General features: G+C 61.0%; 19 protein-coding genes. 5 read left to right on the top strand and 14 right to left on the bottom strand.

Annotation, left to right across the window (positions count from 1 at the left end; all coding sequences use genetic code 11):
• Positions 1-66: 66 nt before the first annotated feature.
• Both AC2FI8_RS22240 and AC2FI8_RS22245 read right to left on the bottom strand, forming a co-directional pair.
• Positions 67-1,125: a ParB N-terminal domain-containing protein gene (locus AC2FI8_RS22240; protein WP_496780989.1), complete on the bottom strand. Its 1,059-nt coding sequence runs from the start codon at positions 1,123-1,125 to the stop codon at positions 67-69.
• 31 nt (positions 1,126-1,156) lie between these two features.
• Entirely contained in the window at positions 1,157-2,545 is a 1,389-nt protein-coding gene (locus tag AC2FI8_RS22245) for an AAA family ATPase (protein WP_496780990.1), read from the bottom strand.
• Positions 2,546-2,979: 434 nt separating this feature from the next.
• Here AC2FI8_RS22245 and AC2FI8_RS22250 point away from each other — a divergent pair, with 434 nt between their 5' ends.
• A complete protein-coding gene (locus AC2FI8_RS22250; RefSeq protein ID WP_496780991.1) occupies positions 2,980-3,999 on the top strand; it encodes a replication initiator protein A in 1,020 nt (339 codons plus the stop codon).
• 23 nt (positions 4,000-4,022) lie between these two features.
• On the opposite strand, the gene AC2FI8_RS22255 is transcribed toward AC2FI8_RS22250, so the two are convergent.
• The 3 genes from AC2FI8_RS22255 to AC2FI8_RS22265 are packed head-to-tail and all read right to left on the bottom strand — an operon-like array spanning position 4,023 to position 7,756.
• Positions 4,023-4,928 (bottom strand): sulfotransferase family protein, encoded by a 906-nt coding sequence (locus tag AC2FI8_RS22255; RefSeq protein ID WP_496780992.1) that lies wholly within the window; start codon positions 4,926-4,928, stop codon positions 4,023-4,025.
• Positions 4,929-4,943: 15 nt separating this feature from the next.
• Positions 4,944-7,064, bottom strand: coding sequence for a glycosyltransferase (locus AC2FI8_RS22260; RefSeq protein ID WP_496780993.1), 2,121 nt, complete (start codon positions 7,062-7,064; stop codon positions 4,944-4,946).
• Between the two features lie 8 nt (positions 7,065-7,072).
• The gene (locus AC2FI8_RS22265) at positions 7,073-7,756 is read right to left on the bottom strand and encodes a family 16 glycosylhydrolase (protein ID WP_496780994.1); all 684 of its coding nucleotides are present in this window, start codon (positions 7,754-7,756) and stop codon (positions 7,073-7,075) included.
• Between the two features lie 212 nt (positions 7,757-7,968).
• Between AC2FI8_RS22265 and AC2FI8_RS22270 the strand changes: the two genes are divergently transcribed.
• Together AC2FI8_RS22270 and AC2FI8_RS22275 are read left to right on the top strand one after the other, a co-directional pair.
• Positions 7,969-8,904, top strand: coding sequence for a glycosyltransferase family 2 protein (locus tag AC2FI8_RS22270; RefSeq protein ID WP_496780995.1), 936 nt, complete (start codon positions 7,969-7,971; stop codon positions 8,902-8,904).
• 380 nt (positions 8,905-9,284) lie between these two features.
• The gene (locus tag AC2FI8_RS22275; RefSeq protein WP_496780996.1) at positions 9,285-9,911 is read left to right on the top strand and encodes a sugar transferase; all 627 of its coding nucleotides are present in this window, start codon (positions 9,285-9,287) and stop codon (positions 9,909-9,911) included.
• A gap of 14 nt (positions 9,912-9,925) precedes the next feature.
• On the opposite strand, the gene AC2FI8_RS22280 is transcribed toward AC2FI8_RS22275, so the two are convergent.
• Both AC2FI8_RS22280 and AC2FI8_RS22285 read right to left on the bottom strand, forming a co-directional pair.
• On the bottom strand, positions 9,926-10,174 hold the full coding sequence (locus AC2FI8_RS22280; RefSeq protein WP_496780997.1) for a hypothetical protein: 249 nt from the start codon (positions 10,172-10,174) through the stop codon (positions 9,926-9,928).
• Positions 10,175-10,391: 217 nt separating this feature from the next.
• Complete coding sequence (locus AC2FI8_RS22285; RefSeq protein WP_496780998.1) at positions 10,392-11,345, bottom strand: hypothetical protein; 954 nt, start codon at positions 11,343-11,345, stop codon at positions 10,392-10,394.
• Between the two features lie 125 nt (positions 11,346-11,470).
• On the opposite strand from AC2FI8_RS22285, the gene AC2FI8_RS22290 reads away from it, so the two are divergent.
• A complete protein-coding gene (locus AC2FI8_RS22290) occupies positions 11,471-13,039 on the top strand; it encodes a hypothetical protein (protein ID WP_496780999.1) in 1,569 nt (522 codons plus the stop codon).
• Here AC2FI8_RS22290 and AC2FI8_RS22295 read toward each other — a convergent pair.
• From AC2FI8_RS22295 to AC2FI8_RS22320, 6 genes are all read right to left on the bottom strand, one after another.
• Positions 13,036-14,205 (bottom strand): glycosyltransferase family protein, encoded by a 1,170-nt coding sequence (locus tag AC2FI8_RS22295; RefSeq protein ID WP_496781000.1) that lies wholly within the window; start codon positions 14,203-14,205, stop codon positions 13,036-13,038. The genes AC2FI8_RS22290 and AC2FI8_RS22295 overlap by 4 nt on opposite strands.
• Before the next feature lie 5 nt (positions 14,206-14,210).
• Positions 14,211-15,062 (bottom strand): sulfotransferase domain-containing protein, encoded by an 852-nt coding sequence (locus AC2FI8_RS22300; protein ID WP_496781001.1) that lies wholly within the window; start codon positions 15,060-15,062, stop codon positions 14,211-14,213.
• A 277-nt stretch (positions 15,063-15,339) separates the two neighbouring features.
• Positions 15,340-16,155 (bottom strand): formyltransferase family protein, encoded by an 816-nt coding sequence (locus tag AC2FI8_RS22305; protein WP_496781002.1) that lies wholly within the window; start codon positions 16,153-16,155, stop codon positions 15,340-15,342.
• Positions 16,152-16,958 carry a PIG-L deacetylase family protein gene (locus tag AC2FI8_RS22310; RefSeq protein WP_496781003.1) on the bottom strand — a complete coding sequence of 269 codons (807 nt, stop codon included), beginning with the start codon at positions 16,956-16,958 and terminating at the stop codon, positions 16,152-16,154. Before AC2FI8_RS22310 ends, AC2FI8_RS22305 begins: the two co-directional genes overlap by 4 nt.
• A gap of 109 nt (positions 16,959-17,067) precedes the next feature.
• Positions 17,068-18,591: an FAD-dependent oxidoreductase gene (locus AC2FI8_RS22315; RefSeq protein WP_496781004.1), complete on the bottom strand. Its 1,524-nt coding sequence runs from the start codon at positions 18,589-18,591 to the stop codon at positions 17,068-17,070.
• A complete protein-coding gene (locus tag AC2FI8_RS22320) occupies positions 18,588-19,406 on the bottom strand; it encodes a hypothetical protein (RefSeq protein ID WP_496781005.1) in 819 nt (272 codons plus the stop codon). The genes AC2FI8_RS22315 and AC2FI8_RS22320 overlap by 4 nt, the downstream gene beginning before the upstream one ends.
• Before the next feature lie 144 nt (positions 19,407-19,550).
• Here AC2FI8_RS22320 and AC2FI8_RS22325 point away from each other — a divergent pair, with 144 nt between their 5' ends.
• Complete coding sequence (locus tag AC2FI8_RS22325) at positions 19,551-20,816, top strand: O-antigen ligase family protein (RefSeq protein WP_496781006.1); 1,266 nt, start codon at positions 19,551-19,553, stop codon at positions 20,814-20,816.
• Between the two features lie 119 nt (positions 20,817-20,935).
• Here the strand turns inward: AC2FI8_RS22325 and AC2FI8_RS22330 are convergent, their stop codons facing one another.
• On the bottom strand, positions 20,936-21,322 hold the full coding sequence (locus AC2FI8_RS22330; protein ID WP_496781007.1) for a hypothetical protein: 387 nt from the start codon (positions 21,320-21,322) through the stop codon (positions 20,936-20,938).
• Between the last annotated feature and the right edge of the window lie 228 nt (positions 21,323-21,550).

Raw genomic sequence — 21,550 nt, forward strand, 5'->3', positions numbered from 1 at the left:
TCGCAGACCGATATGGGCAAGACGCGCCCGGGGCGGATGTTTCGCGTGCGAAACATCCGAAAACGGTCACTGCGCCTTCAGCCAATCCTGAAGCGCCTCAGCCAACCGATCCGAGACGCCATCGCCCAGCAACTCGATGCGGCTCTGATCCGGGGTGAAACGCATCTCGATTCCCGTCGTCACCCGAGTGAAGGTCCGCTCTCCCGACGCCAATACCGAGCCTAGCTGACGCACTGACACGCGCGCGGTTGGTTCGGAGACCCCGGGCGGGGCAGGGGGGGTGGCCCGCTCAGCCAGGGCCGAGGACAGGATCTGCATCTCGGCCTCGGCACCATCGCGGGGTGTGGCCTTCAACCTTTCTTTCAGAGCATCGGCAAAACCCGGATCGCGGCTCATCCCGCGCACCAGCGCTAGGCCCAGCTTCTCGCTAATGGCGGAGGGGAAATAAAGCACCTCATCAAAGGCCTCGACCAGAGCGATAAAACTGCCGATCTTGGATCGCTTGGATCGAGCAGCGTTGCCAAAGAGCCCCTGCAGCGCCGTCTTCTGCGTGGGATAAACCCCCTCTTGCATTGCCCGCACGGCAATGCGCGCGCGTTCGTAATGGCTGAGATTCACGCGGATCTCGTTTTCCTCGACCATTGCCACGTAGGCGTCCTGCGCACTGTCAGGGGCGACCACCATCGCCCGCATGGACGTATATTTAGGGTCTAAAGTCTCTTTATAGAGCCGTTTTATCGCCGTCAGACGCCGCCAGCCGGAAATCAGGCCATGGGTCCGGCCCCCGGCGGGATTGGGCAGGGCGACCACCTCGATCGGCATCTGCTGACCTCGGGCGCGCAAGCTGTCAGTCAGCGCGACCATCTCTTCCTCGTTCTGCTCCAGACGGTCGCGGACCAGATGGTGTTCGTCGATCACATCAAGCGGCAACAGCTCGATCATCCGGCCTTCGCTGCGCGCGGACTGCAGGGCCTGAGACACCTCTTCCAGTGCCGCTGTGGCCGAAGCTTCGCCCGCCACCTGCGCAATCGGTGCCGGGCTCATCCCCAGAGGCATGGGCTTGGTTTCAGGGGCTGCAGCCAAATAACTGGGCTGCGCCGGGGTCAGTCGTTTTCGTTTCGCCATCTCTGCTCTCCTCACCTGCCCCTGTACGGGATCATTCCGCCGCCTGCTGTGCTGCCCGTTCATCCCGGCGCCACACGCCCAGCAACAGGCGCTTGAAGGCCGCATAGGTGGCGTCAAAGGTTTCGCGCCCCCGGGCATAGGTCTCGCGGTTGAAATCGCGGTAATCGGCCTCGTAGATGCCGTTGACCTGCTCACCTGCCTGCCCGATCAGCGCTGTGAAATCCTGTCGGTGCGGCGACAGGGTCTTGCCCAGATAGGCCTGCATCAGCGCGGCCAGTTCACCCTGCTGCGCCCCGTCATAGCGGGTGATTACAGACCGCACGGCATCCCATTCAAAGGCCATTTCAGGGCGGCCAAGGGCACGGGCGGCAACATTTTCGCCCTCTTCGATGCTGGCAAAGGTGGAATGCAGCATGTCAAAGAACCGACCGGTGGAATCGAATTCCAAAAAAGACGCTCCCATCGGCACCAGCAGGATATCTGCTGCTGCTAATCCATTTATGGTCAGATATCCAAGGGCAGGGGGGGTGTCGATGAACACCAGATCATACGCATCCAGCGCCCCGTCCACCTCAAGCCGGTCCGTTAACGCATCCCACAGCTTCCATCCTCGTGCCTGCATGCGCCAGACCGGAATCTGGAATTCGGCCCAGTATAAATTCAGTTGAGCGCCAATCAGGTCGATATTGGGCCAGTGCGTTTTCTGGGTTACATCGCCCGTAGTCATGTCCAGCGCGGCACCAAGCGTATCGTCCAGTGGTTGGGGCGGGTCACCCCGATCCAGGCGGCGCTGATTTTCGATGCGCAGATATTCTCCGTAATGGCGCGCTAGCAGCGGAAAAGCGGTCTGCCACTCATCTTCGACCTGTCCCCCAAAGATCGATGTCATTGACCCCTGGCTATCCAGATCAATGACCAGCACCTTATATCCGTCAAGAGCGGCGGACATCGCCAGATGTGCTGCGGTCGAGGTCTTGCCAACCCCGCCCTTGAAATTGGCTACGGCCACAATCTTGGCGGGCTGTCCGGCAGGGCGGTATGGCAGGTAATTCTTGGCCTTCGATCCCTGCGCCCCGAAAAAAGCCCGCAGGCGCAACACCTCATCTAGGGTGAACCATTTGGCGCCAGCTTCGGATTCCGACTGGCCCTGCGGCAAATCCGGATTCTGTTTCAGCACGCGGCGGAAATGGGCTTGTGCGACTGGGATCAGATAGCGGGTGATTTCCCAAGTGGAGAATAGTCGCAACGCCTTGCGCCCGGCTTTATCCATACCCCGGCTAGCCAAATCCGACCGTCCCTGACTGCAGGCTTGAGCAATGGCGGCAAAGCCTTCAGAGCCTGTAGGTAAGTCCAGATCGGCAAGTGCTGCATCGGGATCGATGTTGAAATACGGGGGAAGGGGGGTGCCGTCCTTTACCATGATGAAAACCGCTCGATGTATCGTGTTTTACACAAGATACCGAAAAACACGATACATGGAAGAAGAATGAGCACAAGGCGGGATTTTTCTCAGTAAAATAAGGGGATGATGGTGCTGATATAGCACAATTTCAGGGGAGGGTGTTTTTTTATAGTGTTAGATTTGTGTTATTTATTAGTTATAGGACTCAACTGAGCTGCGATTTGGTCAGTAAAATAAGGGGATTGAGGCCGTATTTTTACTCGTGCCCGATTCTGAAACCCCGATGAAACGACTCTGAACCCCCGATCATGTGACTCCGAACCCCCGATGGAAACCCGTTGTGTGGGCTTGTGGATAACTTTAGGGTGGGTGTCATTAAAACCACGAAAGAGAACGAGTCGGACACCGACCGCAATCAAAGCCCCAAAAGAGGGCGGCAGGACAAAAGAGCCATGGGCAGGGCAGTGACAGACACGGACGGGGGGCTTCTTCCGGATCGCAGGCAACAGGGCGATTTCTTCGTCTGCGATATTTTTGATGCGATCCCCAAAGACGATCTGGCGAGTATGGAGCATCCGCTCTTTTCGTTGGCGACACGCCCTGATCGCCGGATTCTGGATTACCAGCACAACGGTGTGCAGATCACCGTCACACCCTCGGTCAAGGGGCTGGCGACGATCCATGACAAGGACATCCTGATCTTTTGCATCAGCCAGCTGATGGCGGCAATCAATGCAGGGCGGCAGGTCGACCGGACGCTGCAACTGAAGGCGCATGACCTGCTGGTGGCAACAAACCGCGAAACATCGGGCGATGCCTACCGGCGCCTGCGCGAAGCGTTCGAGCGGCTGGCAGGCACCCGTATCACCACCAATATAGTCACCGGCGAAGAAGAGACCACTACCGGCTTTGGCCTGATCGAACGCTGGGAGATCGTGCGCCATACCCGCGGCGGGCGCATGGTCAGCGTCGCGGTCACGCTGAGCGACTGGCTCTATCGGGCGGTGCTGTCGAAATCGGTCCTGACCCTCAGCCGTGATTACTTTCGTTTACGCAAACCGCTGGAGCGGCGGATCTATGAACTGGCGCGCAAACATTGCGGTCGGCAGCCGGGCTGGACCGTGTCGGTTGAGACGCTGCTGAAGAAATCCGGCAGCGCCAGCCCGCGACGGGTGTTCCGCAAGATGCTGCGTGACATGATCGAGGCCGACCACCTGCCCGACTACGAAATGCGTGAGGAACCGGGCGACCTGATCCGCTTTACACCCCGCAGTGGCCTGATCGAGCCCGACACACCGCCGCCGGCGCTGAAACCCGAAACGCTGGAGCAGGCGCGCGGCCTGATGCCGGGCGTGGATGTCTATGGGCTCGAGGCAGAATGGCGCGGGGTCTGGGCCCGCTCAGGCGGTCCGCGTCTCAGGAAGCCGGATGCGGCCTTTCTGGGCTGGGTGCGCAAGAGGGCAAGGGGTTAACGGGGCAGAGTGCGGGGTTGGTCTCAGTCTCCATAGCCCGTCAAGCGCAGATGTTGCCAGAACCGTTCCGGCAGCGCGGACAGGTCCTTGTCGCTCAGACCCGAACGCCACTGACCGACCGAGTGCGCCGAGATGCCTTCGCGCACGCGGGCGTGGTGACCTTCGATCTCGACATCTCCCATCACTTCCGGCTGGCTTTCCAGCATCTCGGGGCGGAATGTCAGCCCGGCCCAGTCGAACAGCGCCGCGAACCCCGCCTCGGGATCGGTGACCAGATCCTCGTAGCGCAGGCGGTAAAGATGCGGACACCAGCGGGAGAACCGGGCGCAGGCCTGGTTGGCATCGGCCCATCGGGCCGCTGCCTCGGGCAGATCCGTGTATAGCCCCGCCTTCACATATGACAGCGCTACATCGCGCCCGTCACGCATCAGCCAGACATAACGCGCCTGCGGGAACATCGCCCCGATCGCCGGCAGGTGGTAGGTGTTCCATGGGGTCTTGTCGCCCCAGCGCCGGGCCGGGCTGTCGTTCTTGCCGGCGAGATAGGTGTAAAATGCCTCGATCAGGGTGCGCAGGATCCGGGGCTGCAGCTTTTCGGCCTCGGCGGCGAAGTCATTCAGATTGTCCAGACCGAAAGTGGGAAAGTGATAATGTTTCTCGAATTGGGCGCAGAACAGCCATACCCGCTGCCGCCACGGCAGTAGCGCCATCTGTGACCAGCCTTCGATCAGATCGCCAAGCACATAGGTTTCCGGCGGGATGTAGATCTGTTTCGAAGCCAGCAGGACACGCCGGACCAGGGTGTTGCCGCTGCGGCCCGATCCGATCACGAACAGCGGCGATTCGTCTGCGGGGCGTGCGCGCCGCAGACGCAACGATGGCTGGGCCAGCGTAAGGGCTCGGCGAACGATCTTTGTTTGCAAACTCATGTGATGCCTACCCCGTCACCCCATCGCGCCCCGGGCGCGCCGCCGGTAGAGCCCGGCGAGTTTTCGTAGCACCGTCGCCGGCGGCACCGCGCCCGGCTGCCGCATGGTGACACCGGCATCATGGCGCAGCCCCTTCCAGCGCCGCTCCAGGGACTGTTGCCCATAGATCGCGACCGCCCGCTTACGGGCGCGATCCGCGCGGGCGCGGGTGGCTTCGGGATCGTCGGCGATCCGGGCCAGCGCCGCGCCGGTCTCTGGAGGATCGCAATACTCCACCAGATCGCCGAAGGTCGGTTCCAGCCGCGGGTCAACTAGGCAGGCGCGCCCGCACAGCACCGCCTCGATTACGGTGCGCCCGAACGCCTCGGTCAGCTTGGGGTGATAGTGATAGACGAACACATCCAGCGAGTTGAGGAATTCGGCCACCGGCTCGGCGCCGAAGGCCAGCACCTCCCACCGGTCGGGATGGGCCCCTTTTGCGGCCAGCTCCTCGGCGGGGCAGCCCAGCATCCGCACCGCGATACCCGGCCCGGCTGGCAGTGAGGCGTCGATCTCGGCCCCGGTGGCGGGAAATTTCATCGCGTCGGCCCGCCCGTGCCGGCCGATGGTCAGCTTCTCTCTCTGCAGGATCGGATGACGCACGGGCCAATCCCTGGGGTCGAAGATGTTGGGCCAGTCCTCGGAACTCATCCTCACCAGCGGCGCGAAACTGGCAAGCTGCCGCCGTACCACACCCGAAACCGGCGCGAACCAAGGCGTGTGCGCCAGCCCCAGCGCCCGGCGGGCCCGGCGCGCGGTGGTGATGGGGTTGTATTCCAGCGAGCCGTCATTGCGGAACGGGGCGTGGTGGGTAACGATCACCGCGCGCTCTGCCGAAAGCCGCGCCCGCTCCTCGATGCCGCGAAAGAACACCAGCGGATGATGCAGAAAGGCCAGCGGCGCATGGGCGGCTTGATCCGGAGACAGGCGTGTCACCCCGTTCAGATCGCAGAGCGCCAGTGCTGCCGGGTTCATCGGGTCGCGGGTATCGTCCAGATAGGCCGTGCGCACGAATAAAAGACCGATCCGCAGCCCCAGCCCGGCCAGCGCGGTCACATCTGCCGCCAGCGCCGCGGTGCTGCCGCCCGAAAACCGGCCATCCGCCACCACCAGCACGTCGAACATGCGGCCCCCTGCCTTCTTCCGGCCCCTCACGCGCTGGCTCAGATGCTGCCCCAGTCGCCGAGTCAGATCGGCCACGACCGGCAGGGGGGCCCGGAACGCGGCGGCGCCGGCCAGCGGATCGCGGGCTCGCTTGGCATCGATCAGACGCCGCCAGGCCCATTTCTTCTGCTCTTCCAGCAGATGCGCCTCCAGGGCCTCTCGGGTCGGGGCGTCCAGTCCCGGGCGCTCCAGCAGCGCCCGATCTGCCGCGATGAGATGTGCATGGGCTTCGGTCGGGTGTGCCCCCGACAGCGAATCCGGGCGCACCACGGCGATATAGCCGGCCGGGTCTGTCAGCACGAAGCGGGCCCCCGCGATAAGTGCCGCGGCATAGAGCACGTAATCTTCGCCTAGGCGGATGTCGGGATCATAGGACAGGCCGTGCTCGGCAAGAAACGCCCGCGACATCAGCGGTTTCAGAAACCCCATCTCGCGACGGCCACCATGACGGGAAGACAGGTTAGCTCTCACGAACTGGGCCGCATCCACCGGCATCCGGCCGATATCCGTATCCGACCACATCCGCCGGCGAGGGCTTTGCAGGTCGCCCTCGGGGACCTTCAGGATGTCGTCGGCAACGAAATCCGCCGCCTCTTCGGCCGCAATCGCCACCAGGTGCTCCAGCCGGCCCGGCTCCATGAAATCGTCCGCATCCAGTACCGCGATCCAGGGCGCGCCGCTTTCCGCGATGGCGCGGTTGCGCGCCGCCGAGGGGCCGAGATTTTCCGGTTGGCGCAACAGCCGTAGCCGCGGCTCGCCATCAGCCAGGCGCTCAGTTAGTGCGGCAGTGTCATCGGTCGAGGCATCGTCGACCACCATCACCTCGACCGGCAGGGTCTGGTCCAGGGCGCTGCGCACGGCACGTTCGATCGTGGCGGCGGCATTCCAGGCAGCGATGACGATGGTAACCTGCGGGGAGGGGGCGTCGGGCATCGAAGGGCTCATTCGCGGGCCGGCAGATCCGAACATTGCTGCCCGGTATCTTCGGGAGGCCGGTAAGACATGCAGTAATAGCGTACGGAGGTCCGGGTATCGGCTGGCGCGGTGCCGGACCAGTTGCGCTGCGCTTCGGCCCCTCCCCAGATGTTGAGATAGATCTTTTGCGGGGTGGCCGGGATGCGGGTCTCCGCCGAGGTCACCCGCAGCAGTTCCTTGCCATCCACGTACCATGTCAGGCTGTCAGGCTGCCACTCAAAGGCATAGAGATGAGGGCTCTCGGCGGCATCAAAGCCCAGATCGATCCACTGTCCCGGCAGCTTCTGCCCGTTGTCAAAGCGGTTCAGCCAGACTTTCGTGGTGTCACGCCCGAGAAACTCGAAATCGATCTCGTCGTGTTGGGTTTTGAAATACGGGCCGGTATAGGTGAAAAAAGAGGAGATCACACCTTCGCCTCGGGCGGCTGTCATGATGATTTCATACCGGCCGAACGAGGTTCTCTTTCGGCGCTGCAACTCACCGCCCACGAAATCCTTTTCCATTCCTTCGGGAGCGGGGGCGAGCGTCAGGACAGCGGCTCTGTCCCTGGGGTCGAAACGGACGGCCCGCCGACGCCAGGCGGTGCGGAACCCGGGATTCTGGATGGAGAAATTCGAAACAAACCAGTCCGACGAGTCCAGATCTTCCATTCGGGAGAGAAACCCCGTGCCCGCTGTCTCTGGCCTTCCTTCCGCGGGCCAGGTGAAAACGGCCAGCCCCAGCGCGCAGACACCAACGCCCCAGCGCTGTAAAGTGCTAAAAAAAGTCATGGCAAAAAATTCCCGCCCAACTCTATAACCAAAAGAACCACCGAATCGCTCAGTGGAGTTTTACGAATGCGTTTTCAGACTAATTTGGCCCCATGACAGAGGCAACCGTGATCATTGCCGCCTGGCAGGCCGAGGCACATCTGGCCCGCAGCGTGAAAAGTGCCCTGGCGCAGCGCGATGTCGATCTGGAGGTGATCGTCATTGACGATGCCTCGCCCGACGAAACCGCCGCGCTGGCTGCTGAGATGGCCGTGCGGGACGGACGGATCAAGGTCCTGCGGCAGAAGCGCAACGGCGGCCCGGCGGCGGCACGCAATGCAGGGATCGACCGGGCATGTGGAGACTGGATCGCGGTACTGGACGCCGATGACGCGATGGAACCCGGTCGGCTGGCGGGCATGATCGATGTGGCGCGCCGATGTGGGGCCGATGCCGTTTATGACAATTTTCAACCCGTGGACCAGGCCGGCCATCCGGTCGGCGCACCGCATCTTTCGGGCACCGGAACGGCGCCGGTCGAATGGGATCTGGCAAGGTTTCTCGCAGGCAATCAGGCGCGCCCGGGAAAACCCAGCCTGGGGTACCTCAAGCCATTGATATCGAAGAGATTCCTTGATACCAATGGCCTGCGCTACAATCCAAGCCTGCGCAATGGAGAGGATTTCCATCTGATGCTGGCAATGCTTGCGCAGGGGGGGCGGCTGTGGTTCTCGCCCGAGGCGGGATATCTGTATACCACCCGTGCCGGATCAATTTCGAACCGGCTTGCACCCGAACACGCCCGGGCATTGGCGCAGGCGGATGCGGACTTTCTGATCCGCTATGCGGATGTGATCGGCCCCGAAAGCACAAGGCTCATGCACAGCCGGCAGACACGTATTGCAGATCTCGCGACGGCCGAGGCTGCAATGCAGGCGCTGCGGAGTTTCCGCCCTGACCGGGCCGCGGTCGAACTGATGCGCCGGCCGCGAGCGACCGGGCGCTTTGTGGCCCAGTTAAGGCAGGCGTTGTGGCGCAGACTGGCTTGATGCCAAGACAATAGTTTCCAGATTGGGGATAATTTGCCATACTTTCTCAAAGTGTTCGCGAATTGGGCGCGGTCACCGATATTTTAAAGCTCGGAGAGGTGTCGCGGTGAGAGTTGCGGCTTAAATGTGGCAAAATTGGGTGATTGTTGGACTTTTCCCTTGCCAACCCTCGACGCCGATCTCTAAAATCTTAATGAATAATGAAGATGTCTTTATCTGCAGAGCTTTTGAGGCGAAAGCTTTGCTTTCTATTTCTGTACCGGGTTCCTCTGTCGAGTGTTATATCGAGTGTTATATGTGGTTTTTTTTGGGGGGGATGACGCGTGTTTGACCGCAGTTCCGATTTATATGTATTTGAAAAACGACCAAAATCCCAAGGCATGCGGCTGAAATTTGCGGCCAAGCGCACGTTTGACATCGTCATCGGTCTTGTGATGCTCGTGCTATTTGCACCTCTGATGATCCTTATCGGCGCGCTCATTGTCTATCGCGACGGATGGGGCGTTATATATGGCCACACCCGGGTTGGCCTGGGCGGGCGCCAGTTCAAATGTCTGAAGTTCCGCACCATGGTAAGAGACGCGGATGCCCGTCTTGCGCGCCTCCTGACCACCGATCCGGCCGCACGGCAGGAATGGGAGGCCTACCACAAGCTGCGCAACGATCCACGCATCATTCCGGGCATCGGTCATCGCTTGCGCCAATTGAGCCTGGACGAGCTGCCGCAGATTTTCAATGTCATCCGGGGCGACATGAGCATTGTCGGTGCACGCCCGGTGACCCGCGAGGAACTGGTCCGCTATGGATCGGCAGCGCGGCTTTACATTCAGATGCGGCCTGGCCTAACCGGTCCATGGCAGATCGGAAGCCGCTCGGACGCGACCTACGAGGCGCGGGTGGAACTGGATGTTGCCTATTTCAGGGATTGGACATTGCTCAATGACATCTGGATCATGGGTAAAACCGCGCTGATGCTGCTGAGTGGGCGCTCACCCGGAGCATATTGAAACGGGGCGCTCCTTCAGGACCCGCCGCCAAGGCGGGTCTTCCCGAATCCGGGCCTCAACCAGGACAACAGCTTCACACCGCGCGAATGCGCGCGCGCGTTGGTGGATGACCGTTTCCCAGGTGCCCTGAGAAAGAGCGTGACCGGGGCTCCTGCGAGCCAGATGATCACCAGCCAGACCCAAAGCGGGCCACCGATTGCGACATACCCCGCCAGCCCGACAACAAGGGTAGCGCCGTATCCTTTTGCAATGGACCCGAACATGTTTGCCTCTCTCACGCACATGCCGCCATCACTCCGCACCAGTGAACTCCGGTCATATGCTGCCCAAACCATCCATCTTTTTTACACTTAAAGTTATGTGCTGGACCTTACTAGTCAACCTTTAGGATGGTACCCACAAACGTAGTTGCCAAAAACCGCATGAAAAGTCCAATCGTTATTGGGCATGGGGGGCGGATTCTTGCCCGCTAGCCACGGTTCAATCCGGGTCATCCGGTGCCCGGCGCAGTCTGTTTCCCCTGGCTTTGGGGGGCTTCCGAAAAGACAAAAGGGCCGTCACTGCCCATAGCGCGATGGCCAGCAGGCCAATATAGGAAAAGATGTCCCGGCGGTTCCCGGGATGGACATGCAGCCTGTACACCGTGAAAGTTCCGTCCGGGCCAAATTTCCCCATGACCGAAACCGTACCGGAGATATCGGCAACATCATCGCCGGCCAGCAGCAACCCTTCTTCGGTCCAGGGGCGCAGTACCGGCATATCTTCGGAACCGGTCGTCAGAACGCTTCGGTCGAAGCCGGCCCTGCGCCCGGCTCTGCCCGCGGTGTCCTGCAACGTCGCGATGAAATGCGGATTCGCCTGCAAGGCTTGCGGCATCAGCGGCAGAGGCAACAGAACATAGAGCACCAACCCTCCCGCAGCACAAAGCCACCGGATCGCCGGTATCCCGGTCACCCCGTCTGGTCTGGTCCAAGGGCGATAGTGCAGCAAAGCCCAAAGGAGCCAGACCAGACCAAACCCGGTCATCAGCAGGCTTGGCCAGTCTTCCGGCCAATACAGGCCGAAATTCAGGACCCACCAATCCAGCGGTGCAAACAGCACGACCCCATTGGCCCATTTCGTCTGTGTTGCATCCAGCAGCAGGTGCAAAAGGCACCCAAATCCCATGACCACCCCGGCGCGCAAGGGTTGCGACGACAGAAAAGCCAGAGCCGCAGCCGCAACCAGACTGAGTGCCAGCGAGCTTTGCACCACCGCATAGAGCCGCAGATCATAGGGCGATATCTCCAAGGGCAAGGCACGCAGCATCCGTTGCAGGATCCATGGCAGGTCCGGCAGGACACAGCCCGCAAAAATCCAGACTGGGTCTGCTCGCTGGGCAATTCCCCGCGTGATCAGGGCCTGAATGCCGATATGGGCCAGTGTATTAGGCATGGATTTTGCGCTCTTTCTCTGCCACCATTTTTTACACAGACGTCAGGCCGAACAGAGAATTCAGCGTTCCCGCAATTCTTTCATATCCGAATAATGCCAACCTGGAGATTGTTTAGAAGAGAAGTATGCCCGATAGGATCGACATTCCCCAGTACAGCCGGCCTTTGTTGTGTCTCCTGTTTCTTCTGATTGTCGGAGCGGCAGTGATGTTTCGGGTGGGATTGTTGTCGTCGCCCCCCGAGTTCGATGAGCTGTATCATCTTCTGGCCGCCCGGGGCTGGATGGAGACCGGGGCACCGACAATACTGGATGGTGAATACAACCGGGCTAGATTGTTTACTAGAGCTGTACAATGGCTTTTTATAACCAGTGGAACGGATGATCTTGCATCCGGGCGCCTGATCTCGGTGGCGGCGGGCAGCCTGCTGCCTGCGGTGTTGTTTCTATGGCTGACGCGTGCGGCCGGACTGGCGGTCGGGCTTGTGGCGTCCGGGTTTGCCATTCTGTGGCCCCAAGGCCTGATCGAAGCGCAGCTGATGCGGTTTTACGCCCTGCAGGTTCTGTGCGCTTTCGTCGGCCTGGCCGCATTCTACAACGCCATGACAATGTCGGGGTCGCTTCGATGGGTCTGGGCAATCCTGGCCGCCGGAGGGTGGGCGCTGGCGGTCAAGCTGCAGATCACCACCGTTTTCGGCATCGGCGCAGCCCTGATATGGGCCGGGACAGTTTGGGTTCAGGGCAGGATCCCCGGCTGGCGGGCGCGTGCAGCATGGGCGGCGGCGCTGGTTGTGGTTGCGTTGGTTTTTGCAGCAGCCGCTTATACGGACCTGCTTGCACGGGCCTGGGCCTTCTATCGCTGGGCCCCGGGCCACGCCGCAGAGACACGGGATTATGCGGGGTTCTACCACGTGAGTCTGCGCAACACCTATGGTGTCTTGTGGTATGCGACACCCGCTCTTTCCCTCCTTGCGCTGTGGTTCCGGCCCAGGCTTGCAAGCTATTGCCTGGTTCTGTTTGCCATCCTGTTTCTCACGCTCAGCTTTGGTGGGATGAAAGCGTTCCGGTATCTTTCCTACGCTGTGCCCTTCCTGCTGACCGTCTGGGCCCTGGCTCTGACCGACGGGGTTGCATGGGTCGGGACCGCCCTGAGTCGGGGCCGGGAAGCCCCAAGGCGCGCACTGACCGCAGCAACCGGGATTGTCGTGCTGGGGGTTCTTTTGACCACATCCGGTTTCGGGGCGCGCAGCCTGGTGCTGGCGCGAGGCGAAGGGGTGCCCCCGCGCGGTGACTGGAACCATGCAAAGCAGGTGATCGGAGACTGGCTGAACGCGCCCTATACCGTTACGACCCGCGAATTACACATGCTCGCCTATGTGGGGTCTTATGATCTGCTCATCAGTTCCAGCCGCATCACCGAGTTGAACCCGCCGAAGGAATTCGGGATCGATCCCAGAACGGGCCGCCCGGTTGCGGCGGGATCGGAAGTGATCGCCATGGTCTTGGAATGCAAGCGCGAGGGGATACTTGTGACGTCGCCCCGTTGGTGGTTCGAAAAGGGTGGGGAACAATCGATGAAACCCCTGTTCGACGGCGCGGGCCTCAGCTTCGAGACCCGTATCGAGGGCGCGGTCATGGCGGTCCGCTGGTTCGACCATGACCACCGCGCGGCCAACTGCGAGGGAATGTCCATCTAGCCTTTGCCCATAACCGCCTGGGCCGGAACAAGCGGTAGCAGGATCGCGTCGCGGATTTCGTTGGGGCTTTGACGGAATAGCGTGGCGGCTGCATGCAAAAGAGACCGGCGGTATTCAATGGCGGCAACAGGGGTCAGACCGTTCAGCAAAGCCACCAGCGCATCGGCGGTCGGCTCGGGAATGGTCCAGCCCAACCCCTCGGATACCCGCCCTCCGGTTTCAGTGCCCGCCACCGCCACCGAAGGGCAACCGAAATAGCCTGCCTCGTAAATCCGGTTCGGCAGCAACCAGGTGGAATTCGTTCCCCACTGCCACAGGTCCTGAGACCAGACCAGGTCGCAGCGCCCATAGATATCAGCCAACCCGCCGGGATAGTCATAGGGACCGGCATAGTGGATGTTGGAATGGCAGGTAAGCGTGGCGTCGAAATCAGGCACAGCATGGCGATGCACAATTCCGTGCATCTCGATCCTGAGCCGGGACCCCATTCTTTGGGCCGTTTCTGCCAGCAAGGCAAGGCTTCGGGCACAGCGCAGCGTGCCCACCCAGCCTAGCACCAGCGGCCTGCTGCTATCGGGTGGGGCCAAATCGGCCGGCTTCGGTCGGGCCGGACCGTCTTCTCCAATCCAGACCTTGTTCTCGATCAGGGCACTTGGGCCATCCCATCCCTGCACCGGTTCGAAGTAGTTGCGCAGAAAAGCCGGCGACGACACGATCAGGGCGGCGCAGCGTTTTAGGAACTTCCGCTCGACCGCGCGGAACAGCCGCCCTTTGGTTCCCTCATTGGTCATCAGCCCGTGGATATCGAGACATTCATAGATTAGTGGCGGGCGCGGCGTGATCATGGCCTGTGCGGCAGCCGCGATTACCAGCATGTCCAGATTGCGCGCTACAATGAAATCGGTGCCCTGCATCCGGTCGCGGTTCCGGGCGACCTTGGCGATTGACCCGGAGATTGCGCGCAACCGCCGGGTCATGTTCTGGTTCTGCGTGTCATAGAGATGGATATTGGGCCAGAACGGTTCGAATTCCGCGTTCATGTTGTCACGGCGCATGGTAAAGGCCAGAACATCGAAGCCGCAATCCATATAGCTGCGGATGCGCCGGATTTGCGCCGCCTCGGCGGCGTCGAACCCAAAGACCAGCAATTTCTGTACGGAATCCACGTTGTCTACTCCGCGGCTTCGCGCACGGCCCACGGCAGGCTCTCGCGACCCAGCAGGCGGCGCAGTTCTTCCGTGTCCGCGGCGAAATAGGCCGCAAGCCGCGCCCGGGTATCTGGGCGCATCGGCGGGATTTCATCGCGGATCTGGATACTGTTGGCGCGCAAGAGACCGGCCACGGGCGGTGTGGCTTTGATCCGGGCCAGGGTCGTTTCCAGTCCCCGCCTGCGCAACCAGTCCCCTCCTGCCCTCAGCCCCAGGCGCAGGGCCGGAAACTGGGCCCGGTCGCTTTCGTTGCGCCGCTCATGCAGGATGGCGCTGTCGAACCCGGAATCCACGCCGAAAAATGAAAAAACCTCGGCGGCGGCGGCCCTCGGATCGGCAGAGATTTCTTCGGCGAACATCACCTTGATCCGATCGCGTGGAAACGCGTCGAACCAGCGCTTCAGATGGGTCGCATAAAGCCCCTGCTCAAGATAGGCGGGGTTGTTTTCCAGCCCGTCTTCAAAGGGGCAGGTCGGGACATGTCCCTTGATGATCTCGTGCATGTGGTTGGAAAATGCCCGCTTCACGGGATCGCGCAGCAAGGCCAGGATTTTCAGATCCGGTCGGTAGGCAACCGCGCGGCCCGGCGCGCGCGGGTCGTGGAAATAAGATGGTGAGCATTCGTAATAAACCCTGGCACCCGGCGTCTCGGGGAAATGCCGTTCATACCAGCGATAGCCCCGGTCGAAGTAATAGGAAAAGAAATCCACCTCCTTGGGGTCGGACAGGCCGATTGCCGGATGCGAGCCCGCCACCGCATGCAGCCAGGACGAGGCGCATTTCTGGGCCCCTATACCAAGGATGTCAGGAGGCATCGCGTTTCTCCCCGCTTCGCCTGGCAATCGGCCTGTTCAGATGTTGTTTCCAAAGGCCATCAGTTTCTCCAATGCCCTGCAAAAAACCGCTCCCAAGATGGCTTTGTTGCAATATGTCGACCCATAAATTCAAAGCGCAAAAACCCATTGATGCCGAATTAAAACACACCCTTCAAATTCAGATGCTTTCCGCACAACTCCGCCGCGCGGTTTCACATTAGTCACGTGTTTTCTGACTGTATAGCATAACCCTCGCGTTTTTTTTAGCACAAAGCCCCTAACGCCACGACATGTTCGACCGGCGAACACGGCGCAGCACCGCACGCGTTGCGGCGGGTGTGATATCGGAATAGCGGTAGGCCCGTTCCGCTGCCGCCGGCTGGGGGACGCGTGCGCATAGACCTTCCTGCACCTCACGGACCGTTCTCGGAAAAACCCGCAGCCCGTTGAGCTGGTTGCGCGCGCGCATCAGCCAGGGGCTGTCGCCGGGTTCCGGATTCAGAGGATGGCGGCGCACGATATCTCCGCCATCAACGCTGGTATTGACAAAGTGGATGGTGATGCCGGCGCACTCGAGCTCGTCGTTATGGACCTGCCAGAACTCGGCCCGCGTACCCCGATACCGTGGCAGCAGAGAGCTGTGCATGTTGAGCGTGCCCTGATCCGGCACTTGCAGAAGATCAGCACTCAAAATCGGACTGCCCGCCACAATCAGAAGCCGAGGCGCGCGCTGGCGCAACCAGCCGATCGTATCGGGTGTGTTGACCTGGCATTGCGGAATGTGACGCAGACGGGCCGACACAGGCCAATCCGGCGCCGGCCCGGCGTGATCGGAAAATTCGGTATCGGCCTCCTGTTGCAACTGCCACAGCCGGTAATTCAGTCGGGCCTGCGGCGACACCAGCCGTTTGAAAGCCTTCAGCCGCAACAGGCGGGTGAGTCGGGAGGGCCGGTGCTGCGGTAGTGGTGGGGCGGTCTCAATGACCAGGATGGCGGTCAGCGGCGCGCTGCTTTCCGACAGAACCGCGGCCATGCGCGCCGCCATATGCCGCCCGAACGGCGTGTCCCGCGTAATCATCGTGACACCGCTCATTGGAAGGTCCGGCCCCTTGGTGGAATGTGAAAAAACAGTTCACGGTCACGAAAGAAAAATGACAGGAACGGTTCGGGCAACCCTGGCCAGTTCGGTTCGTCTTCCAGCCGCCCGGTCTGCGAGCGATGACAGTTGAGCGCTTGACGCTTGCGTGCTTGGAACCCGTTGAGCGACACCGAGGACACCCGGGCCTGACGCAGGCTGCGCAGCATTTCGATCACCCCCAGCACGAAACCGGCCTTGTTGGTTCGTCCCTGCGGGCGCCAGGAGCTGAAATCGAAACTCCAGACCGGGTATTCCCAATGGATCGCGCCGCAAAGTCGTCCGGCTGCGGCCAGATCGCGTACAGCCTGTGCCAGGGCGACATGATCGCGGTGCCCGTCTTGCAATGCGCAGACATAGATTTCCTCTGGTCGCCGCTCGGTGATTTCCGCCACCAGCCGGTCCCGCAGGGCATCCGCATGCTTTGCTAGGTCTCCGTCGGGAAACCGCAGGAACGATACATGTTCCGACGTCAGCCCCAGCTCTTTGCAGGCATGGATCGTTTCACTTTCGCGTATTTCGACCAGCGCCTCGCGCGAGGTTTTGCGGGCCGGATCCTCCCGGTGCGAAGCTGCCCCGTCCGTGACCACGATCACTTCGGTCCGGGACCATGCGGCCAGCTTGTGCATGATCACCCCACCGCAACCCAGTGTTTCGTCGTCGGGATGCGGGGCAAGAACGAGGCAAGAGCGGTTTGCAAGCGTCGAGGTTGCATCCCGCGCCTTCCAGCTCAGCCCCCTCCAAAAAGCCCGGAGGGCCATGTGTTCCATACGGCTCCAGAAGCGACGCACTTACTCCAACCCTTCAATACTCAAAAACTTCCAAAAAACCGACCAATAACCTACCAATTGGGCGGAAAAAGTAAATATCTCAAGCGCGCGCCGCCATCTTCCCGACTGTCGCAATCTCTTTCCGTGTCCGGTCTTGATCCCAGTTCAGCTCGGCTGCCATCACCGTTGCCGCTGCCGTCAGACGGGCCGCGCCGGCATCACCCTGTAATCCGCCGGTCTCGACCAGGAGCATTCGGCGAAAGACCAGATCCGCAAGGCTGACCGCAGCTTCGTGCCGTACCGCTTCACGTACTCGGCGGGCGAGGCTTTCGGTGCAGTCGGGATCACAGGGCGCCAACCCTACAGGTGGGAACGGGGTTTCATGGCTGGTCGGCGGCCCCGCCTGCCCGGGTTCCATCTGTGTCACCGCCAAGTCTACAGCGCGCTCCGCGATCAGGCGCGCGGTGGTATATTTGACCCCGATCACCGAGATCAGCCCCGCAATTCCGTCCATGGCACGATGATCTATCAGAGTCCCCCGTGTCTGCCGGCGTATTTCGCCTTGGCCATCGTCCACATCGGCCGGGATGAGACCCTGATAGACATGCAGAATATCTGATCGTTTCAAGGCCAGCGCCGGGTAGGCGAATGTCAGCTCTTCGAGAAAATCGTCGATATCAGCCTCTTCTCTGGGCGCCGCGCCGGGTTCCGTTTCGGCGGCTTCATGTGTGCCAATTACCAATTTCCCTTGCCAGGGTGTCAGAAAATACATGCGCCCGCCACGATCCACGACCGCGTCTGACCGGCTGCGGCTGACCACGCCCATTCCGCATTTTCCCCCGCGCCGGTCGACGGTGATGTTGGTCGCCCGGGCAAATCCGGGAAAGCGGGCGTGCGCGCCCTGCGGAAGAACCGGCGCGGCCAGATCTGCGGCCGCCGCCCCGGTGCAGGACAGTACGACCTGGGCGGCTATTTCACCCTGGTCGCCGGTCAGCCCGTCGCGCAGACGGGCACCAGTGACCCGGCCCTTCTCGGCACGCAGTCCCACAACGGTCATGTAATTGGCCAGATCCGCTCCGGCCCCGGACGCGGCGCGCAGGGCCGCAAGCTGCAACCGGTTGACATCCAGGATCTGGCCGTCCTGCCAGAAACCTCCACCGCGCAGACCGTTTGGCGCATGCGCTCCGAGACGCTCCCGGGCTTCTGTTCGGCCCAGAACACGGGCGCGGTGATAGTGTGGTCCCTTCAGACCAGCCGAGGCAATATTATAAAGGGCCGCCGCGGCGGCGAAAGCTTCGGGACCTTTCACCCCATAGCCCATGAGTGGAATGACGAAATCGAGTGGGCGGATCAGATCGGGGGCGGCAAACTGCCAGAAAGCGCGCTCGCGCGCCGAGGCGCGCAGGCGGGCAAAATCCAGATGCTGCACATACCGGATGCCGCCATGCATCAACTTGAGTGAATTATGCGATGTCCCGGCGCCAAAGTCGTCTTGCTCGACCAGTGCCGTGCGCAGCCCCCGCAGCGCGGCGTCACGTGCCGCCATGACGCCATAGATGCCGCCGCCAATGACCAGAACGTCGTAGATGCTGCTTGTCAGCCCGACCAGTCCGGCGCGCTTCATACCCGGGGTTCCTTGTGGCATTTGCTGCGGCGCAAGGCCAGCTGCTCGCCCAGAACCGCGGCCATAGAACGGCGCCCTCCGAAGACCGCAGGCTGGTCCTGCAAGGCCATCAGCCGCCGGGCTAGGTCAAAGGCGGGACGCTCCCGGTCAAGCTTTCCGTTCAGAGAGAAACCGAAACGCCCCACACCGGTTTCAGCGCCGGGCAGGGGTAGGGGATCTGTGCCGGGCAACACCGCGATACCGCGTTCGGCAGCGCGGCGGAACAGTGGCGGGTGGGGCCATCCGACAGGCCGCCCCGCGTTATCGCCCAGAAAAAGCGGCTGGTCGTCCTGCGCGGTCAAAAGATCCCGGACCAGCTTCCCGCGCCGGCCCAGCCACTTGCCAAGCCCCCAGGGCAGCACCGCCGGAATCCCTGCCGCACGCAGATCATCCAGCAGCGCCTCGGCGGGTTGCCAGTCGTCAAATTGGCGGGTCGTGGCCAGGGCCAGCACCTCAAGCCCTTCGGCGGTGATGATCTGTCGACCGGCGATTACGGTTAGCGCGGCATCGTCCGTCGTCCGGTGCAGGGCAACGGCAGCCGGATCGTCGGGAAACGGAGCCGCCGTCCAGCCGCCGGGCAAGGTAGGGGTGTCGCACAGGTTGCAAAAGGCATCCTCCTCGGCGGTTTCGGTCAACATCAGGTTGGCGCTCCACAGCCTGGTGTTTGATGCGTTTGCCGCGGCTGCCAGATTCACCCAGGCCGCGTCAAGAAACCGGCCCTGATCTGCGCAGCCGTAAAGATGCACATGAGCATCCACCAATATCTTTTCACCCATGAATATTCCCTGAAAACATTTCTGACCGCGGGGCGGCCCGCGAGCAGTCTTTCACAGCCCGGCGCATGGGAAAACTCTCAAAGCAGGGACACCCGGCATCTTTTGCACAGCAGGGGCTGGATCGCCACGGTCGGATCGTGCCAAATGACGGGAGACATTCTCGAGGTACTCAGACCTATGTCCGCGACATTCGCATCGTCCCCCCTTTTTGGGCACTCAGCCGCCGGTGAAGCGGGCCGGGATTTTTATGCATTTACGCTCTGGGTGCTCGTGACGTTTGTGCAGTTTCGTTTCGACGAATTGCTGCTCTATCCGCTGGCGCTGTATTTTACCTATTCGGCCTGGCGCAATCAGAAGGAAATCCTGGAGCTGCTGCGCCGATCCTGGGTGTTGCTCAGTTTTCCGGTCTGGTGCCTGATTTCGCCACTCTGGGCGGTAGAACCCGTCGCAGCCTTCAAATTTTCGGTTTATGTGACACTCACAATCCTGATCTGCTATCAGATCGCGATCAGCCTTTCGCCCCGGCAGATCATGCATGCGGTCTTGCTGGCCACCAGCATCATCGTGGTCGTCAATATTCTGAGAATATATGGACCCGGCGGCAGTCCGCTCGGCATCTTCACGCAAAAGAACGTGATGGGGAAGAATATGGTTGTCGCCTGGGTGGTTGCGTCGGCGGTGCTGTTCGATCCCGGGTCGTCCCGGAAAATCCGCTGGGTTGGTGGTGCTTCTGCCCTGCTGGCGGCCTACACCGCCTCGATCAGCGGCTCTGCCACGGCGGTTCTGCTGGTGATCGGAACCGGGCTGATGAATCTGTTCAGCGCGGTGCTGCTGCGGGGCGGGTTGATGCGCGTGGGGCGCCTTGCCCTGCTGTGTTTCGGGCTGGGCGCGGGGTTGGGGGCTTCAAGTCTGGTTGTCCCCTATACCGAGATCGACCCCGTCGAAAAGGTTCTGGACGCATTTGGAAAAGATCGGGGGCTGACCGGGCGCACTGGCTTGTGGAACTACGCCGAAAAGCAGATCCAAGAAGAACCGGTTTTGGGGGTCGGTGGCGGTGGTTTCTGGCGATATCAGGCTTCGCCCTTGGTGCGACGTATTTACGAAGAATATCACAAGACACCCTTTGATCACTTCAATTTCCACAACAGCTACTATGAGATCGCCGTTCACCAGGGGTTGATCGGCCTGGGGTTGGTGATTGCCACAATTTTCTGGGCCACGGGCTGGATCCTGCGCGGGGCCTTTTCCATAGCCTCCATGCCGCAGATCTATTTTCTTACGCAATCGGTGGCCGTGTTGTTGCGTACATTCACCGAGGCAGATTTCTTTCGTCATTTCGTCATTTTCCACATGTTGTTCTGGATCGGCGCTCTGTCGACATTGCTGATTTTCATGCGCACGAGACGGTAGGTTTCCGGACGCGGTGCACTGCCGGTTCCCGACCTCTCCGGTTTGGCTGGCGGAGTATGAGGCACCGGTCGTGTGTTTATCCGCAACCGGTATTCCCCGGCGTCTAAGGTTACGTGAGGTTAAGAAAGTGAGGGATGTTTCTGCCGCCATTGCAGATCGCCCGATGGCCTGCGACCATGCCCGATTCCGGCGGTGAAGTGTTTATAAACAGGCTGAATTCCGCTGATTTTTTGGGATTTTGCCCCTAAAAAATCGAAATGACAAAGTTTCGCCGCCTGATTGTCCGTAAATGAGCGCATTTCTGCCGGGTTTTTTGGGGATTGTTGACCGAGAGCCGAAGCTGATCTTAGGACGATTGTAAATGTTCTGGTTCCGAACCCGGTAACATATTCCGCCATGTTCAGGCGGGGATAGGCCGGTTTGGGTTGGTTAAAAAAGACGAAGATCAAGTACGGCGGAGTATCGATGGCCGCTAGAGGAGTGATGCAGGCAAATCTTTTCACCATGGTGTCTGCCGTGTCTGTGAAGAGCGGGAAATCCCGATTGATCCATTGCCATCTGCCAGGTGGGGCTGGTGGGCGATCTTGTGAGGATTATCGGGACCAGGGTCTGCGCACCACTCTATCCGGCTGCTGTATCCGCCTTGAAGAAGGCCCGGGCCATGAGGTTTGGGTGACATTCATATCAGCGCCCGTCTGACGGAATTGGGCGAAGAAGGACGGAAAGATGGACAC

This window comes from Ruegeria sp. CDSB029 (assembly GCF_059611125.1).